Origin of the sequence: Streptococcus mitis (genome assembly GCF_016658865.1) — a bacterium.
Lineage (GTDB): Bacteria > Bacillota > Bacilli > Lactobacillales > Streptococcaceae > Streptococcus > Streptococcus mitis_BT.
On sequence record NZ_CP067992.1, the window covers coordinates 1164709 to 1180526 of the forward strand.

The 15818-nt window shown below is 41.3% G+C and carries 18 protein-coding genes; 2 read left to right on the forward strand and 16 right to left on the reverse strand.

What is annotated here, in order from left to right:
- Positions 1 to 37: 37 nt before the first annotated feature.
- Genes rpmG through ybeY form a run of 7 tightly spaced genes read right to left on the reverse strand, consistent with a single transcriptional unit; the run spans position 38 to position 4640 of the window.
- A complete protein-coding gene (gene rpmG / locus JJN14_RS05645; RefSeq protein ID WP_001809104.1) occupies positions 38 to 187 on the reverse strand; it encodes a 50S ribosomal protein L33 in 150 nt (49 codons plus the stop codon).
- Positions 187 to 1386, reverse strand: coding sequence for a multidrug efflux MFS transporter (locus JJN14_RS05650; RefSeq protein WP_201058091.1), 1200 nt, complete (start codon positions 1384 to 1386; stop codon positions 187 to 189). The genes rpmG and JJN14_RS05650 overlap by 1 nt, the downstream gene beginning before the upstream one ends.
- On the reverse strand, positions 1373 to 1978 hold the full coding sequence (gene coaE / locus JJN14_RS05655) for a dephospho-CoA kinase (protein WP_201058092.1): 606 nt from the start codon (positions 1976 to 1978) through the stop codon (positions 1373 to 1375). Before coaE ends, JJN14_RS05650 begins: the two co-directional genes overlap by 14 nt.
- Positions 1978 to 2802, reverse strand: coding sequence for a DNA-formamidopyrimidine glycosylase (gene mutM, locus JJN14_RS05660; RefSeq protein WP_201058093.1), 825 nt, complete (start codon positions 2800 to 2802; stop codon positions 1978 to 1980). Before mutM ends, coaE begins: the two co-directional genes overlap by 1 nt.
- Positions 2803 to 2850: 48 nt before the next feature.
- Positions 2851 to 3750, reverse strand: a complete 900-nt coding sequence (era, locus tag JJN14_RS05665) for a GTPase Era (protein ID WP_000143264.1) — start codon at positions 3748 to 3750, stop codon at positions 2851 to 2853.
- Positions 3751 to 3766: 16 nt separating this feature from the next.
- Positions 3767 to 4162, reverse strand: coding sequence for a diacylglycerol kinase family protein (locus JJN14_RS05670; RefSeq protein WP_000378166.1), 396 nt, complete (start codon positions 4160 to 4162; stop codon positions 3767 to 3769).
- A complete protein-coding gene (ybeY, locus tag JJN14_RS05675) occupies positions 4143 to 4640 on the reverse strand; it encodes an rRNA maturation RNase YbeY (protein ID WP_000275156.1) in 498 nt (165 codons plus the stop codon). The genes JJN14_RS05670 and ybeY overlap by 20 nt, the downstream gene beginning before the upstream one ends.
- A 104-nt stretch (positions 4641 to 4744) precedes the next feature.
- Here ybeY and pavA point away from each other — a divergent pair, with 104 nt between their 5' ends.
- Positions 4745 to 6400, forward strand: a complete 1656-nt coding sequence (pavA, locus tag JJN14_RS05680) for an Rqc2 family fibronectin-binding protein PavA (RefSeq protein WP_201058094.1) — start codon at positions 4745 to 4747, stop codon at positions 6398 to 6400.
- Positions 6401 to 6432: 32 nt separating this feature from the next.
- On the opposite strand, the gene deoD is transcribed toward pavA, so the two are convergent.
- The 7 genes from deoD to JJN14_RS05715 all read right to left on the reverse strand — a co-directional run bounded on the left by deoD (position 6433) and on the right by JJN14_RS05715 (position 13309).
- Positions 6433 to 7143: a purine-nucleoside phosphorylase gene (gene deoD, locus JJN14_RS05685; RefSeq protein ID WP_000022091.1), complete on the reverse strand. Its 711-nt coding sequence runs from the start codon at positions 7141 to 7143 to the stop codon at positions 6433 to 6435.
- A 558-nt stretch (positions 7144 to 7701) separates the two neighbouring features.
- Positions 7702 to 8985 (reverse strand): chloride channel protein, encoded by a 1284-nt coding sequence (locus JJN14_RS05690; RefSeq protein ID WP_201058095.1) that lies wholly within the window; start codon positions 8983 to 8985, stop codon positions 7702 to 7704.
- A 2-nt stretch (positions 8986 to 8987) separates the two neighbouring features.
- Positions 8988 to 9797: a purine-nucleoside phosphorylase gene (locus tag JJN14_RS05695; RefSeq protein ID WP_201058096.1), complete on the reverse strand. Its 810-nt coding sequence runs from the start codon at positions 9795 to 9797 to the stop codon at positions 8988 to 8990.
- On the reverse strand, positions 9794 to 10354 hold the full coding sequence (locus JJN14_RS05700; protein ID WP_201058097.1) for a DUF1697 domain-containing protein: 561 nt from the start codon (positions 10352 to 10354) through the stop codon (positions 9794 to 9796). The genes JJN14_RS05695 and JJN14_RS05700 overlap by 4 nt, the downstream gene beginning before the upstream one ends.
- Before the next feature lies 1 nt (position 10355).
- Positions 10356 to 11567, reverse strand: coding sequence for a phosphopentomutase (locus JJN14_RS05705; RefSeq protein WP_004259464.1), 1212 nt, complete (start codon positions 11565 to 11567; stop codon positions 10356 to 10358).
- A 23-nt stretch (positions 11568 to 11590) separates the two neighbouring features.
- Complete coding sequence (gene rpiA / locus JJN14_RS05710) at positions 11591 to 12274, reverse strand: ribose-5-phosphate isomerase RpiA (RefSeq protein ID WP_201058098.1); 684 nt, start codon at positions 12272 to 12274, stop codon at positions 11591 to 11593.
- A 105-nt stretch (positions 12275 to 12379) separates the two neighbouring features.
- On the reverse strand, positions 12380 to 13309 hold the full coding sequence (locus tag JJN14_RS05715) for a peptidase U32 family protein (protein ID WP_124787964.1): 930 nt from the start codon (positions 13307 to 13309) through the stop codon (positions 12380 to 12382).
- A gap of 139 nt (positions 13310 to 13448) precedes the next feature.
- On the opposite strand from JJN14_RS05715, the gene JJN14_RS05720 reads away from it, so the two are divergent.
- Positions 13449 to 13736 (forward strand): DUF3270 domain-containing protein, encoded by a 288-nt coding sequence (locus tag JJN14_RS05720; protein WP_201058099.1) that lies wholly within the window; start codon positions 13449 to 13451, stop codon positions 13734 to 13736.
- 33 nt (positions 13737 to 13769) lie between these two features.
- On the opposite strand, the gene ciaH is transcribed toward JJN14_RS05720, so the two are convergent.
- On the reverse strand, positions 13770 to 15104 hold the full coding sequence (gene ciaH / locus JJN14_RS05725) for a two-component system sensor histidine kinase CiaH (RefSeq protein ID WP_201058100.1): 1335 nt from the start codon (positions 15102 to 15104) through the stop codon (positions 13770 to 13772).
- Positions 15094 to 15768 carry a two-component system response regulator CiaR gene (gene ciaR, locus JJN14_RS05730; RefSeq protein ID WP_000590639.1) on the reverse strand — a complete coding sequence of 225 codons (675 nt, stop codon included), beginning with the start codon at positions 15766 to 15768 and terminating at the stop codon, positions 15094 to 15096. Before ciaR ends, ciaH begins: the two co-directional genes overlap by 11 nt.
- Positions 15769 to 15818: the final 50 nt, after the last annotated feature.

Genomic DNA, 15818 nt, shown 5'->3' on the forward strand with positions numbered 1-15818 from the left:
CAAACTCCTTAAAATCCCTATTATTTTACCATAAAATCTACTTAGATTCAAGATGTAGGGTTACTTTTCTTTCCTTGGGACAATACTTTAAAACCTCAATCTTGTCAGGATGGGTTTTTGAATTTTTACTAGTTAGGTAATTGATACTGCCACAAGAGGAGCATTTGAGATTAATTTTTACTCTCACTAGATTTCCTTTACTTTTAATAATGTTCGAAATTGAAGAAGGTTAAAGAGACAACTAAAGGCAACACAAAGGCTTGTCGCATAAAAGACTGCATGGTAGCCAAATTGACCTGCTACTGCAGAACCTGCCATGGGACCAACGACACCGCCCAGATAAAAGAATACCTGATTAAAGGCAAAGACCCTCGAAATACCAGCTTTGGGCGTCATCTTGCTGAGAAGGGCATTAACTCCGGGAATCAAGGCACCGGTTCCCAATCCAAAGAGGAAACGATAGAGGCCTAGTTGAAAGGGGCTAGAAGCATTGGCACAGAGAAGATAGATGATGACTGAATAAAACTGGGCTACAACCAAGAGACGATGGTTCCCCACCTTGTCACCTAGCTTTCCCATGACTCCTGCACTCATCATGCTGGAAAAGCCCATACTGGACACAATCAAACCAGATACAAAGAGAAGATTCTCTGTCTGGCCTAAGTCGCGCACATACAAAGCTAAGATAGGGCCGATTGATTGGGCTGAAAATTGGATGACAAAACTAGTCAGAAAGAGGTTGACCAAGAGATAGGGATATTTAACTGATGTAAATAATTCCTTTGTTGGGATGGCCTTTTCCTTGGCTACTGGTTGAAAATCTTCCTTGATAAAGCAAATAGTCAAAACAGCAGCTAAGAATAGAAAACTACCAACCAGTAAGAAAACAGTACGAATGCCAAATAATTCTGCGATAAATCCCCCGATAAAGGGACCAGTTAGAGTACCTGCAACTACGCCTGTAGACAAAGTACCTAAGGCAGTTCCTGATTTCTCCTTGGGAACCTGACTGGCTATCAAGGCCGTTGCATTGGGAACAAAACCCGCAAATACACCATTCAGTAAGCGAAGAAAGATTAGCCAATAGATATTTGGGATAAAGGCTAAGCCTCCCATAGTAATGGTCATGGCCATGCCTGCTCGAATCATCATGGGCTTTCGACCGTATTTGTCAGCAAGGATACCCCAGATAGGAGAAAAGAGCGCTGCGGAAATGGCAGAGACAGAAATAGCTAAACCTGCATAAAAAGCAACTTGCTCACTCCCTACACCTAGATTTTCCACAAAGATGGGCATAAAAGGCACAACCAAAGAAATACTGGCTCCTGTCAGAAAATTACCAAACCAGGCAATGCGCAGATTATCCTTCCAGTTAATCTCTGTCATCTTGCCTACCTCCCTCAAGCAGGGAGAACACCTGAGTAAGAAGCTGGTCCTGATTCCCATTGTTGTTTAAAACATGGCTGGCCAAATGTTTCTTTTTTTCTAAAGGCCATTGGGCTGCCAGACGAAACTCAGCTTCATCTTTAGACAACTGGTCCCTTTTCATTAGGCGTTCCACTTGGACATTTCTATCCACATAGACCAACCAAGTCTCATCAAACCAAGCGCTGTAGTCCTGCTCAAAAAGTAGGGGAATATCCATGAAGAAAATCTCTTCTGTCTGAGCCAATTGGTCTCTTAATGTAGCTAGTTCCTCACGGATAATCTCTCCTTGGATTTGCTTAGACCATTCTCGTTCTTCAGGATTTGAAAAGATGAGACTAGCTAGAAGAGGGCGATTAAGTTCTCCGTTTTCAAGGATGATTTCTTGCCCAAAATGCTGGACTAGAGCCTGAAATAGACGACCACCAGGTTTCTGTAGTTGGTGAACAAGAGCGTCGGCATCCACTACTTGAAAGCCTTGCTTTCTTAGAAAATTTGTCACGGTTGACTTACCAGAGGCAATTCCCCCAGTGATTCCAATGATTTTTCCCATCAGCCCCTCCTTTGGCACTGAGGACAAAAATGAGTGCCTCGTCCACCTAGTTGGATTTTCTCAATGATGGTACCACAGCGTACACATTCTTGACCAGCCTTGTCATAGACCTGATGAAAATCCTGCATGGTTCCATCTTCGCCAAAGGCATTAGTATAAGTCCGAATGGTTGAGCCACCTTTTTCAACAGCCTGTCCCAATACAGCAATGGTCTGGTCATGAATGACAGTCGCTTCTTCTGCTGTCAAAGTCTGAGAAGGTCTAACTGGATGAACCTGAGCTCGCCAGAGAACCTCATCCACATAGATATTGCCAAGTCCAGCTACCAAGGTCTGATCTAGGAGATGGGATTTGATAGGCTTTTTAGACTTGGCTAGGGCAGCTTGAAATACCTGCACATCAAAGTCTTGTTCGCTTGGTTCAGGACCTAATTTTTTAGAAATAAAGTAGGCTTCCAAAAGGTCAGGCGCCAAGAGTTCCATAGTACCAAACTTGCGAACATCCTCATAAACAAGCGTGCCACCATCTTCAAACTGAAAGAAAACATGGGCATGCTTGCGTTCAGGAACCTGGTCCAGATAGTAAAAATACTTGCCCTCCATCCGCAAATGGGAAATCAAGACCTTGTCTGTTAGGTAAAACAGCAAATATTTACCACGACGTCCCATTGACTCAACAACTTGACCAGGCACTTCCTTTTGAAACTCGTCCAAATCTGTCTTTATCATCTTGGGATAGCGAATTTCTACACTCGAAATCTTCTTTCCCAAAATCAATTTTTCCAAGCCACGTCGAACGGTTTCAACCTCAGGTAATTCAGGCATAAGTCCTCCTTCTGTAAAAACAAGAAGCAGGCATGAGCCCACCTCTACTTAGTATTCTTTTTCATTATAGCCAAAGTCAGCCAAATCTAGCTTTTTATCGCGCCAATTTTTCTTGACCTTGACCCAGGTTTCTAGGAAGACCTTGTCTCCTAGCATGAGTTCAATATCACGACGGGCCATGCTACCGATTTTCTTAAGCATAGCGCCACCTTTACCGATGATAATCCCTTTTTGGCTATCGCGCTCGACCATGATGGTTGCACGGATATGAACCTTGTCTGTCTCTTCATCTCGTTTCATAGAATCCACTACTACTGCAACAGAATGCGGAATTTCTTCACGAGTTAGGTGCAAAACTTTCTCGCGAACCATTTCTGAAACCAAGAATCGTTCTGGATGGTCTGTGATTTGATCAGACGGGAAATACTGGAATCCTTCATCCAGATTTTCACTCAAAATATCCACTAGACGAGACACGTTATTGCCCTGAAGGGCTGAGATTGGAACGATTTCCTTAAAGTCCATCTGATTTCGGAAATCATCAATCTGAGACAAGAGCTGGTCTGGGTGAACCTTATCAATCTTATTCACCACCAAAATAACAGGAACCTTGGCAGCCTTGAGACGCTCGATAATCATGTCGTCTCCCTTACCACGCGCTTCATCCGCAGGTACCATGAAAAGGACGGTATCCACTTCACGAAGGGTACTATAGGCAGATTCGACCATGAAATCTCCAAGGGCCGTCTTTGGCTTGTGAATCCCTGGTGTGTCGATAAAGACGATTTGCTCCTTATCAGTCGTGTAAATTCCCATGATTTTGTTGCGCGTTGTCTGCGCCTTGTCACTCATAATGGCAATCTTTTGCCCCATGACATGATTTAAAAAAGTTGACTTCCCAACATTGGGACGTCCTAAAATGGCTACAAAGCCTGATTTAAAAGTCATAATTTCCTCTTACTGTTTAAAATAATAAATCCCAGATTCGTGGGAGAAAAATCAATGCGCCTGTTAAGGCTGCGAAAAGAGAGACCACTAATACCGCGCCTGCCGCCATATCCTTGGCATTTTTAGCCAGCATGGAAAAGTGATAGTGACTGGCCAAATCCACCACATTTTCAATAGCAGAATTGATAATTTCAAAAGCTACTACCAAGAAAATGCTCAATAGGAGAAAGAGCCATTCGATTCGTGACACCTGAAAAACAAAACCTGCAAGAATGACTACAAGAGCCGTCACTGCATGTTTTCGCATATTGCGTTCTTCCTTGATGGCAGTAAAAATTCCTGTGAGAGCAAATTCTAAACTGGATATCAGGTCACGATTTTTCCATTTTCGTTTATTGTCTTGTGAGTCCATAGGCTGTCAAAATTTCTTCTTGTAAACCGAACATCTCCGCTTCTTCTTCCGGAGTGTAGTGATCATAGCCGTTGATATGTAAAAAGCCGTGTACTGCCAAGAAGCCCATCTCACGCTCAAAGCTATGGCCATATTCCTCGGCCTGCTCATGTGCCTTATCGATAGAGATGAACAGTTCCCCAATATAGGCATCAAACTCAGACATCATCTCTGCCAATTCCGGATTTTCAAGCAAATCCTCTTCGTCAAAGGCAATTTCCAATTCTGGTTTATACTCAAGGCTGATGACATCTGTCGGACGGTCGGTGTCACGGTACTCCAGATTGAGTTCATGACTACGCTCATTGGTCACAAAGGTAACTGCCATCTCCTTGTCTTCTTTTCCTAATTTTTGGGCTGCAAATTCCAAAATTTCTTGGGTTTGTTGCAACATTTCTTTTGAAACTTGACCAGTTTCATCTACCATTTCAATATACATGTGCTTCTCGTTTCTCTTTACTTGGCTTTATTATACCACATTTCCATGATTTTATTCTACCTTTTTGATATAATACTATGGAATACAATCACAAGGAGAGAACGATGTCATTTGACGGATTTTTTTTACACCACATGGTTGAGGAATTGCGAAGAGAATTAGTGAATGGTCGCATTCAGAAAATCAATCAACCTTTTGAACAAGAGTTGGTCTTGCAAATCCGTAGCAATCGCCAAAGTCATCGCCTGCTCCTTTCTGCCCATCCAGTTTTTGGACGCATTCAGCTGACCCAAACAACTTTTGAAAACCCAGCCCAGCCTTCTACCTTTATCATGGTTTTAAGAAAATATTTGCAGGGTGCCCTGATTGAGTCGATTGAGCAAGTGGAAAATGACCGTATTGTGGAAATTACGGTTTCTAATAAAAACGAGATTGGGGACCATATTCAGGCTACCTTGATTATCGAAATTATGGGGAAACACAGTAATATTCTACTGGTCGATAAAAGCAGTCATAAAATCCTCGAAGTTATCAAACATGTTGGCTTTTCACAAAATAGCTACCGCACCTTGCTTCCTGGATCGACCTATATCGCTCCGCCAAGTACGGAAGCTCTCAATCCTTTTACAATCAAGGACGAGAAACTTTTTGAAATCCTGCAAACACAGGAAACGACAGCTAAAAATCTTCAAAGCCTCTTTCAAGGTCTGGGACGCGATACGGCAAATGAATTGGAAAGGATACTGGTTAGTGAAAAACTTTCCACTTTCCGAAACTTTTTCAATCAAGAAACCAAGCCATGCTTGACTGAGACTTCCTTCAGCCCAGTTCCTTTTGCAAATCAGGTGGGAGAGCCTTTTGCCAGTCTTTCTGATTTGTTGAACACCTACTATAAGGATAAGGCTGAGCGCGACCGCGTAAAACAGCAAGCCAGTGAACTGATTCGTCGTGTTGAAAATGAACTTCAAAAAAATCGTCATAAGCTTAAAAAACAAGAAAAAGAGTTACTGGCGACAGACAACGCTGAAGAATTTCGTCAAAAGGGGGAATTACTGACAACCTTCCTCCATCAAGTTCCTAATGACCAAGATCAGGTTATCCTAGACAACTACTATACTAATCAACCTATCACAATTGCGCTTGATAAGGCCTTGACTCCCAACCAGAATGCCCAACGCTATTTTAAACGGTATCAGAAACTCAAAGAAGCTGTCAAATACTTGACTGAGCTGATTGAGGAAACCAAGGCAACCATTCTCTATCTGGAAAGTGTAGAAACCGTCCTCAACCAAGCTGGACTAGAAGAAATCGCTGAAATCCGTGAAGAATTGATCCAAACAGGTTTTATCCGCAGAAGACAACGGGAGAAAATCCAGAAACGCAAAAAACCAGAACAATATCTAGCAAGCGATGGCAAAACCATCATCTATGTCGGTCGCAATAACCTGCAAAATGAGGAGCTAACCTTTAAAATGGCCCGCAAGGAGGAACTTTGGTTCCATGCCAAGGACATTCCTGGAAGCCATGTTGTCATCTCAGGCAATCTTGACCCATCTGATGAAGTCAAGACAGACGCGGCAGAACTGGCCGCCTACTTCTCTCAAGGTCGCCTATCAAATCTGGTGCAGGTAGATATGATTGAAGTCAAAAAACTCAACAAACCAACTGGCGGAAAACCAGGCTTTGTCACTTACACAGGACAAAAGACCCTCCGCGTCACACCAGACCCCGAAAAAATCGCATCTATGAAAAAATCCTGATTCGACTTGAAATCAGGATTTTCTTTTACATTTTACTCTGCAATCAAGGTTTCCAAACCAACCTTCATCATATCAGTGAAGGTATTTTGGCGTTCTTCTGCAGTCGTGTCTTCATCTGGATTGACCAAGCTATCAGAGATAGTCATAATAGCTAAAGCATCAACATGGTGTTGAGCAGCAAGATAGTAAAGAGCTGCTGCTTCCATTTCCACAGCCTTGACTCCCCATTTACCAAGTTCGATGTTCTTTTCAAAGTAGTTTGAATAAAAGACATCAGAAGACAAAACGTTCCCAACGTGGGTGGTCATACCAAGTTCTTTGGCGATATGGTAGGCCTTGTCCAGCAAATCAAAGCTAGCGATTTGTGGGAAATCGTACTGTGGCCAGTCATTGCGGATGATGTTAGAGTTGGTTGCAGCTGCCTGCGCCAAAACCAATTCACGAACGTGGACATCTTCATTCAAAGAACCTGCAGTTCCCACACGAATCAATTTCTTCACACCGTAGTCCACAATCAACTCACGCGCATAAATCGAAATCGATGGCATCCCCATCCCAGTTCCCATGACTGATACACGGTGGCCCTTGTAAGTACCAGTGTAACCAAACATGTTACGCACTTCGTTAAAACAAACAGCATCTTCAAGGAAATTTTCCGCAATAAACTTCGCACGAAGAGGATCCCCAGGAAGAAGAATTTTATCAGCAATTTCACCCTGCTGAGCAGCAATATGGATAGACATAATTATGATACAAAGAGCGACAAGAAAACGACTGAAAATTAGGAATCTGACGAGAAATCCTGATTTCTCAGTCAGATTATCTATTTTCCAAGTTTTCCGCTCGTGTTCAAATTAGAACACCTCACTCTACCTTTCTTTTTTTATATTCAGGATAGCGACAGAGAATAAAGTAAAAATAGGAAACTGATGACGCATCGCAGATGCTAAACAGTTTATCTTTTTTACACAGTTCTCCGCCCGTATTCAGTTCAGCAAATACGGTTTGCCCATCCTTTCTTTTTAAATTTTGATTATATAGAAGAGAATAGACCGGCTTCAATTCAAGCCCGAACTCCCCTTCTCTTCTGAGTTTTTAGAAAAGTTTTCCGCTCGTGTTCAAATCAGAACACAAGCTCTACCTTTCTCTTTTTTATTTTTATATTTCATAGCTAGGAAAAATAGTATTCAATCAGGATTCCAATATGGCTACTACATTTTTATTTAAAACAGTTATTGATAAACTGACAATAGTTTTTAACCTTTTAAGATAAATCCTTGATTAGAAGAAACAGGCATTTCCTACCTAATTACTTTATTCCTTGACTTCTGACACAGTATGCTAGCCCAAGGAAAGCGGTCTAACATTTTTGCAAATTCATAGGCTAAAACAGCTGTTACTAAGAGATACGGAAGAGAAACTATACCTAGCCCAGTGAAACCTATTACTAATCCAGTTGCAGAAAAGGGCGCCCTCAAGGTCACAGACAAAAAGCAAACCGATCCCAAAAGCAAAATGCTTGGCTGGCTATCCCCACCTAGAATCATGCCCAAGAGAGCAGCTCCAGCCATCCCCAAGGCAAAAGATGGCGTAAGAGTACCACCATAGGCCCCTGCCCAAAGGATAATAAGAACGACCACTGCTTTTAAGATAAACAAAAGGAGTACTGTTTTGCCATTGCTACCATTTAATACTTCCTGAGCCATCATACGTCCATTTCCAAGTAGATGTGGAAAATAACTTGCCAATCCAGCAAGAAAAAGAAAAGCTGAGGGCAATGTGAGAAGTATTCGTTTATCTTTTATTCTGTTTGAAGATGCTGCCTTACTTAAGCGACCAAAAAGCCAAGCTAGTGGGGTTAAGAAAAGAAGTAATAAAGGTACAATCCACACTTCCTTTAGTGACCATGTGATAGCTGGAATCTGGTAAAGAGCCTGATCTGAAATAACCAAGCCTGCTATATAGGTTGAAACATAGGTAGTCAAACCGACTAAGACAAATCGTTTAATAGATAGAGCAATTCCTAGAGTTTCAAAAACAAAGAAAACACTTGTTAATGGAACCTGATAGACAGCTGCTAAACCAGCACCAGCACCACAAGCAAGGAGAAAGATACAATCCTTCATAGACAGTATACATATTTTTCCAATTGGTCCTGCAAATAGAGTTCCAATCTCTCGTGGTGCAGCTTCTTTGCCAATAGAGGCTCCCCCTCCAACTGCAATGATCTGCCAAATTGAATGAAATAGCTGTTTTAGAAAATGAAGCTTGTATTGTGAAGTCTCATCCTTCATCTGAGCTTTGATGGAATAAATCTTCGACCCTTTTTGCAAGAAATACCAGACCAAGGATGAGCCAAGACCAACAATTATTAAACTTAGTCCTATCCTTGAGGAGGAAACTCCATCTGTCAAAAATCCAGTATGATGCTCTGACTGACCAAAAGCTAGACCCTCTATTATCTCTAAAAGATAATGGAGAAATATACCAGATAAACCCGAAACTATTCCTTGTAGAATTACTGCTAGGAATAATCTAAAATTATAAGGAATCTTTCGAAAAATACTCCTCAATTCTATTAACATGATTACAATTCTGCAAGAATCGCTTTAAGTAAGCCTTTAAAGTCACCTTTAACACGTTCGGTCACTTCTACAACTTCTTCGTGGTTAAGTTCTTCTTGGAAACCAGCCGCAAAGTTAGTAATACATGAAATTCCTAGAACTTTCAAGCCTGAGTGAGCTGCCACAATAACTTCAGGAACAGTGGACATACCGACTGCATCTGCTCCAAGTGTCTTATAAGCACGAATTTCTGCTGGTGTTTCATAAGTCGGGCCAGTTACACCGATATAGACACCTTCATCAAGCTTGATACCAAGCTTTTTAGCCACTTCATGGGCAGTAGTACGGTATTCTGGTGTGTAGGCCTTAGACATATCTGGGAAACGAGGACCAAAATCATCCAAGTTTTCACCCATCAATGGGTTTTGCCCCGTCATATTGATATGGTCTGAGATAGCCATCAAAGTACCAGGACCGTAGCCGATACCTCCTGCAGCATTGGTTACAATGACACCTTCACATCCAAGAACTTTCATGACACGAACTGGGAAAGTCACCACTTCCAGAGGATTTCCTTCGTAGAAATGGAAACGCCCTTGAAGAGCCAAGACCTTGCGACCTGCAAGATCACCATATACCAATTTACCAGCGTGACCGACTACTGTAGAGCGACCCCAGTTTGGAATCTCAGCATAGTCTACTACAACAGGATTTTCGATTTCTTCTGCAAGTTCTCCCAGACCTGATCCAAGGATTAGACCGAACTCAGGCGCTTGGATTCCCTTGTCTTTCAGGAAAGCAGCTGTTTCCTTGATTTTATCTAAAAATGTCATTGCATGTCTCCTTTATTAGTTTTTAGCATTTGACCGATTTTGTCAAAGGTTTTGGCATTGCGAATGGTAATATTGCGATAGAAAGGCATCTTGAGCAAGCACTTATGATAGGCAGTTGCATAGTAGGATTCTTCAGAGAATTTCCCCCAGAAAATCCCAAGTCTTCCAAAATGAACCACTTCATCTTTCAGTTCCAAACTTTCAACTTTCTCAATGACTTGATCCACATCCAAGCCCTCCGTGTAAAAGAGGACATCCTTTCGTGCCAAATCTTTAGTCCACCATTTAGGTAGATTTTCAAGTTCCGCTTCATAGTCTTCATGACTCAGCAAAGAAAAGCTCTGAATAAATGGATAATGGACTTCAAAGAAAGTCTCTAACTTTTCAACCAATCGGACTTTGGGAACTGTCGAAGTAAAGAAAATATTGCCACTGTTGATGTAAGTTTCAACCTTTCCCAGTCCCAACTCTGTCAATTCTTGACGAAGCTCCGCCATGACGACCTTATTCTTTCCACCAACATTGATGCCTCTAACCAGCAAAGCATAGCGCGTCATCTTACACCAATTTATCTAAGAAACTCTCCCCAATCATGGCAGTTTCAACACCAAAGTTATCCGCCACTGTCGCTGAGATATCTGCAAAATGTCCAACTGGAATGACACCGTTTCCTTTAAAGGCAGGACTGTAAGCCAAAAGTGGAATGTATTCACGAGTGTGGTCTGTTCCTGCATAAGTTGGGTCATTTCCATGGTCCGCAGTAATCAGGAGAAGGTCGTTCTCTCTCATGGCTGCGATAATTTCAGGCAAGCGTTCATCAAACTCATGCAAACAATCACGGTAACCATGAGCATTGCGACGGTGACCGTAAAGGGCATCAAAGTCCACCAAGTTTGTGAAGGAGAATCCTTTTTCAAACTCAGCAAGGCCCATGGTCTTCAATAGTGTATCAATTCCGTGGCTGTTTGACTTGTTGTGGCCCATGTCATGGTTAATACCAGCACCGTTAAAGATATCATTGATTTTACCAACAGCGTAAGTATCAATACCAGCTTCGTTCAATTTATCCAAAACGGTTGGTGCAAATGGGGATACAGCCAAGTCACGACGATTTGCTGTACGAGTGAAGTTACCTGGTTCACCAACATATGGACGGGCAATGATACGACCTAGAAGGGCAGGACGCTCAAGGGTGATCGAACGAGCATATTCACAGATACGGTAGAGTTCATCCAAAGGAATGATGTCTTCGTGGGCAGCAATCTGCAAAACTGGGTCAGCTGAAGTATAGATAATCAACTCCCCAGTTTCCATTTGACGTGGTCCAAAATCATCGATAACAGCCGTTCCTGAGTAAGGTTTGTTAGCTTCACGAATGACCTTACGTCCTGAAAATTCTTCGATTTTTGTCAGGATTTCTTCTGGGAATCCGTTCCAGAAAGTATCGAAGGGCTCCGTAATGTTGAGTCCCATGATTTCCCAGTGTCCAGTCATAGTATCCTTACCAAGAGATACTTCTTCCAATTTTGTTGCATATCCTGTTGGATTGCTTTCAGCTGGAACAGTCTTGAGAGGAGTTTCTCGAGGAATATTTCCAAGACCAATTTTAGCCATGTTTGGGACATTCAAACCAACTGCTTTTGAAATGTGTCCCAGTGTGTCAGAAGCTCCATCTGGAACCCCTGCATTGACAAAGTTATTAGCATCTGGTGCAGCACCGATTCCTACAGAATCCAGTACCACCAAGTGAATACGATTAAATTTTGGCATAGTGTATCTCCTTATTATTTTGATTAGTTTGCTTTTGTTGAAGTTAAAATCTGAACTCCATCTCGTCCAGCAACGATGACCTTATCCACCATTTGGTTGAATAAGCCGTGCTCCACGACACCAACGATATGGTCCAATTCTTGCCCGAAGGCAATTGGATCTTCAATGACATCCAAGGCAAGGTCAATGATAAAGTTCTGCATATCGGTCACAAAACGTTGACCATCTTTTTCACGGAAACTTGGTTTGTAGCCAGCTCGCTCAAAACGACGAAAGACTTGTTCTGCGCCATACTGAACCACTTCTACAGGCAATTTAAAAGCACCTAGTTTGTCGACCAGCTTGCTTTCATCCACTACCCAAATGTAGTCTTTTGAGGGCGTTGCGACAACCTTCTCCATCAGAAGGGCACCACCACCACCTTTGATCCCGTTGAACTGGCTATCCACTTCATCCGCCCCGTCGACTGTCACATCGACAAAGTCTACTTGGTCAATAGACTTGAGTGGGATATTAAGCCCTTCAGCCTGTTTACTAGTCACACTAGAAGTCGTTACAGCTGTAATCTGCAAGCCTTCTTCCTTAATACGACGACCGATTTCTTCGACAAAATAATAGGCAGTAGAACCCGTTCCCAGTCCGACAACCATCCCATCTTTGACAAACTCAGCAGCCTTGATACCTGCCATTTTCTTCAGATTTTCCACTCAAACACCTCCATTAAAGAGCTACTTTTATTATAACATGTATCCGTTTTTATTTCATGGATACACTTGAAAAACCCGAACATTTTTATTTCGGGTTTTGATGTCCTATTTAACCATGTCAGGATCGTAGTCATAAAATCCTGTATCAAGGAAACGGTTTTTAGGGTGAAGTTTACGTACTTCTTCATCCAGCAAGAAGGCTTGGTCATGGCTAAAATTGCCCTCTTGAATCAAGCTACGCGCTTGGATAAAGAGTTTTGCAATTTCAACAAAGTTCTGACCAGGAGTGTAGAGCCCTTCTAGTTTCCAGTGAGTAAAGCCATGCTCTACCAATTCTGTCAATTTTGTCATCAAATCAAGGTCGTTATTGGCAAAGATATGAGTACCATGATTGTCTTCAAAAATGGAATAATGGCTCTCAGGGTCACTTGGCTCTGCCAAGAAAAGGTCACGCTTGCGAGTCTTTTCATCATCGATATGCGTGAAGTTATAGTAGTTTTGCAAGAGCGGACGCTTAGAATGGTGAATAACACTAGCTCCGTAAACCAAAACTTCAGCAGGAATTTCCAAAATCTCTGGCATTTTGAAAAGTTCAGCTGATGGAATTTCACGCGCCAAAACAGCCTCAGATGCGCCAGCCTTTTGTCCCCAGAAGTTAATCTGGCGACTGCTAGTTACCATGGTTGAAGCATCGTAGATGGTCTTAAAGGAATAACCATCGCGGTTGACTACGTAAAAGACACCTGCATCCCCAATCGTAATGTAGTCTGTCTTGATTTCTTCCAAAAAGTCTAAGAAAGGCTTGATACGATCCATCATATCTTGGTGCATGAGGGCGTTAACCGCAACGATCAATTCCTTACCAGTATCATGAACCAGATTAGCGATTTCACGCAATTGGTCATAACTAAAGGTCGTTGGCAGGCGAAGGCCAAAATCTTTCTCACCGACATAGATACGGTCTACGCCAGCTTCGAGAAGTTGTTTAACTTGTTCAATACTTTCAGCAGTTGCTGTAATGATAATCTTTTCCATAAGAAAAATTATACCACATTTCTGGAAAATCAGCCATTCTTTAAAAATGAAAAGGGACTTTATTCTTATTGTAACCTTTCTGTAATAATTCTCTGCTGAAAAAATGATAAAATAGGTATGTACTGTTAAGGAGAGAATAATGCCCGTAAGAAAATTACAATCCTATGAGGTAGACTATCAAGAAGAATTAAGCCAGCAGGTTCCTCGCTATCAAGATTATACACCTGAAGCGCAATCTGATGCCAATCTCAAGGAAATCCTATTTTTTGTTAATATCGCTGTTTTTTGTATCTGTATTGCTATCTTTAGTTTTATCTTTTTATCATTAAAATTATCACCTGCTCTTGCCTTTGTCGCAGCAATCGGATCCAGTTTACTTGTCTTAAAAGTTCAACGATCTATTATCAAACGAAAACGTAGAAGATAAATCCAAAATATCGCCCCGTCTGGAGCGATATTTTTATTTTTTCTTTTTAGATGGTGTGTGGATGGCAATCTTCACTTCAAAGACTGTTCCTTTCGGTTTATTATCTTTAACAGTAATGGTTCCTTTTAGGGCATCTACAATTTGCTTGGCTAGGGATAAACCTAAACCGAAACCACCTTTTTGACGGGTTCTAGCCTTGTCCACTCGATAAAAACGATCAAAAATTTTCTTCTTATCTTCTGCTGAAATACCGACTCCATTGTCGGAAACTAGCAAATAAAGATTACGATCAGTCGCTGAAATCATAAAATCAATTTCACCATCCTCCTCAGTATATTTGATGGCATTATCAAATAGAATGGTCATCAGTTGTTTCAAAAGAAGCTGATCTGTGACAATCGTTTGATGGATACGATTTTCAAAACGAAAGACACGGTCATTTTCAGAAGCAATCATCTCATAGTTTGTGAAAGTCGTATTGAAAAAACTGGTTGGAACTTCTGCAAGTTCCGGCTTAATCCCATCATCTCTACGAGCTAAATTCAACAAGTTCGTCGTCAAAAACCGCATATTTCGGACTTCTTCCAAACTAGAGGCAATACTTTCGCTCACATCCATAATGGTTGCTTCTGGCTTACGAAAAAGGGTCTCTAAGCGGTTTTGCAAAACTGCAAGTGGAGTTCGTAACTCATGACTGGCATTTTCCACAAAGGACTGTTGCTTCTGCATGCTCTCAAGCAGGGGCCTAACACTGACCCTAGCTAGATAGAGACTGGCAAGTAAAGACAAAATCCAGAAACTAGCCATCACAATTACAATCAATTGCTCATGCTTTTGACTGGCCTGCTCCAACTGACTGGTATTAATCAAGACAGCCGCATACTTGATATTGGTTGAAACCGAACTAATATTCGTTTCCATCAAAATCATGCGATAAATTTCTTCTTGTCCATAGCTATTAAAAACTTGAATCTGATAGATATGTCCTAGTTCTTTTTTCTCTAACTTAATCTTATCCAATCCCAAAAATCGGTTTCCAGAAAGGAGCTGGGTAAAATTCTTATCAAAAAGAATAACCTCCGTATTGGAACTGACATTGGGTTTTACTTCAGTCTTACTAGTATCTGTAGCGGCATTCTCTAAATCTTTAATCTCTTCTGTTGCCCTATTTACAGCAAGCTGAATAACTGCCTGAGGATTTTCACTCAGTCCATGAAGCTTATCATCCACCGAAGTATAGAGATTCGAATGCATGACTTGTAAAATAATCAGAGTCATGGTAGAGAAAATCAGAGTGAAGACACCAAAGTTGCGGATAAAATAACTAAAGTCATCCGCATACCATGTTTTTTTTAGTTTACTGAACATCTTTTAAAATATACCCAACACTGCGCAAGGTTTGCAAATTCTCTGCAAAAGTGGTTCCTTTTAATTTCTTACGGACTTTTGAAACGTAAACTTCGACAACTGAAATCGTTGTGTCACTATCAAATCCCCATAAACGATCAAAAATCTGAGTCTTCGGCAAAATAACATTTTGATTTTGAAGGAAATAAACTAATAAATCGAACTCTTTCCCCAACAATTCGACAGGAGTATCTTCGACTTTAACGGTATTGGTTGACAAATTAACTACAATATTTCCATATGTCAAGGTGTTTTCATTAAACTTGCCTGAACGTTTGAGAAGGGCTTGAATTCGCATTTTGAGTTCTTCTAGGTAGAAAGGTTTGGTCAGATAATCATCTGCTCCCAGTTCAAATCCATGTCCCTTGTCATCCAAACTTTCCTTGGCAGTCATGATCAGAACTGGAGTCGTAATCCCCTTTTCACGCAATTCTTTCAAGACTTGGAAGCCGTTTTTTTCAGGTAACATCAAATCGAGCAAAATCAAGTCATAGACGCCACTTTCAGCTTCGTAGAGACCTTCTTCCCCATCAAATACCTGCATGACATCCGCAAAATCATCTAAAAAGTCAAATACTGAATTTGACAGGCCTAGGTCATCCTCAACTAATAAGATTTTTATCATGAGAAACTCCTCCTTATTAAAACCATTATACCAAATTTGCCTTAAAAAAA

What these genes read in the sequence shown, in the direction of transcription:
- JJN14_RS05650 (WP_201058091.1), bottom strand. Translation starts at nt 1,386, where the DNA reads ATGACAGAGATTAACTGGAAGGATAATCTGCGCATTGCCTGGTTTGGT.
- ybeY (WP_000275156.1), bottom strand. Translation starts at nt 4,640, where the DNA reads ATGTATATTGAAATGGTAGATGAAACTGGTCAAGTTTCAAAAGAAATG.
- coaE (WP_201058092.1), bottom strand. Translation starts at nt 1,978, where the DNA reads ATGGGAAAAATCATTGGAATCACTGGGGGAATTGCCTCTGGTAAGTCA.
- JJN14_RS05700 (WP_201058097.1), bottom strand. Translation starts at nt 10,354, where the DNA reads ATGACGCGCTATGCTTTGCTGGTTAGAGGCATCAATGTTGGTGGAAAG.
- pavA (WP_201058094.1), top strand. Translation starts at nt 4,745, where the DNA reads ATGTCATTTGACGGATTTTTTTTACACCACATGGTTGAGGAATTGCGA.
- JJN14_RS05670 (WP_000378166.1), bottom strand. Translation starts at nt 4,162, where the DNA reads ATGGACTCACAAGACAATAAACGAAAATGGAAAAATCGTGACCTGATA.
- JJN14_RS05690 (WP_201058095.1), bottom strand. Translation starts at nt 8,985, where the DNA reads ATGTTAATAGAATTGAGGAGTATTTTTCGAAAGATTCCTTATAATTTT.
- JJN14_RS05715 (WP_124787964.1), bottom strand. Translation starts at nt 13,309, where the DNA reads ATGGAAAAGATTATCATTACAGCAACTGCTGAAAGTATTGAACAAGTT.
- ciaR (WP_000590639.1), bottom strand. Translation starts at nt 15,768, where the DNA reads ATGATAAAAATCTTATTAGTTGAGGATGACCTAGGCCTGTCAAATTCA.
- JJN14_RS05720 (WP_201058099.1), top strand. Translation starts at nt 13,449, where the DNA reads ATGCCCGTAAGAAAATTACAATCCTATGAGGTAGACTATCAAGAAGAA.
- JJN14_RS05705 (WP_004259464.1), bottom strand. Translation starts at nt 11,567, where the DNA reads ATGCCAAAATTTAATCGTATTCACTTGGTGGTACTGGATTCTGTAGGA.
- JJN14_RS05695 (WP_201058096.1), bottom strand. Translation starts at nt 9,797, where the DNA reads ATGACATTTTTAGATAAAATCAAGGAAACAGCTGCTTTCCTGAAAGAC.
- ciaH (WP_201058100.1), bottom strand. Translation starts at nt 15,104, where the DNA reads ATGTTCAGTAAACTAAAAAAAACATGGTATGCGGATGACTTTAGTTAT.
- era (WP_000143264.1), bottom strand. Translation starts at nt 3,750, where the DNA reads ATGACTTTTAAATCAGGCTTTGTAGCCATTTTAGGACGTCCCAATGTT.
- deoD (WP_000022091.1), bottom strand. Translation starts at nt 7,143, where the DNA reads ATGTCTATCCATATTGCTGCTCAGCAGGGTGAAATTGCTGATAAAATT.
- mutM (WP_201058093.1), bottom strand. Translation starts at nt 2,802, where the DNA reads ATGCCTGAATTACCTGAGGTTGAAACCGTTCGACGTGGCTTGGAAAAA.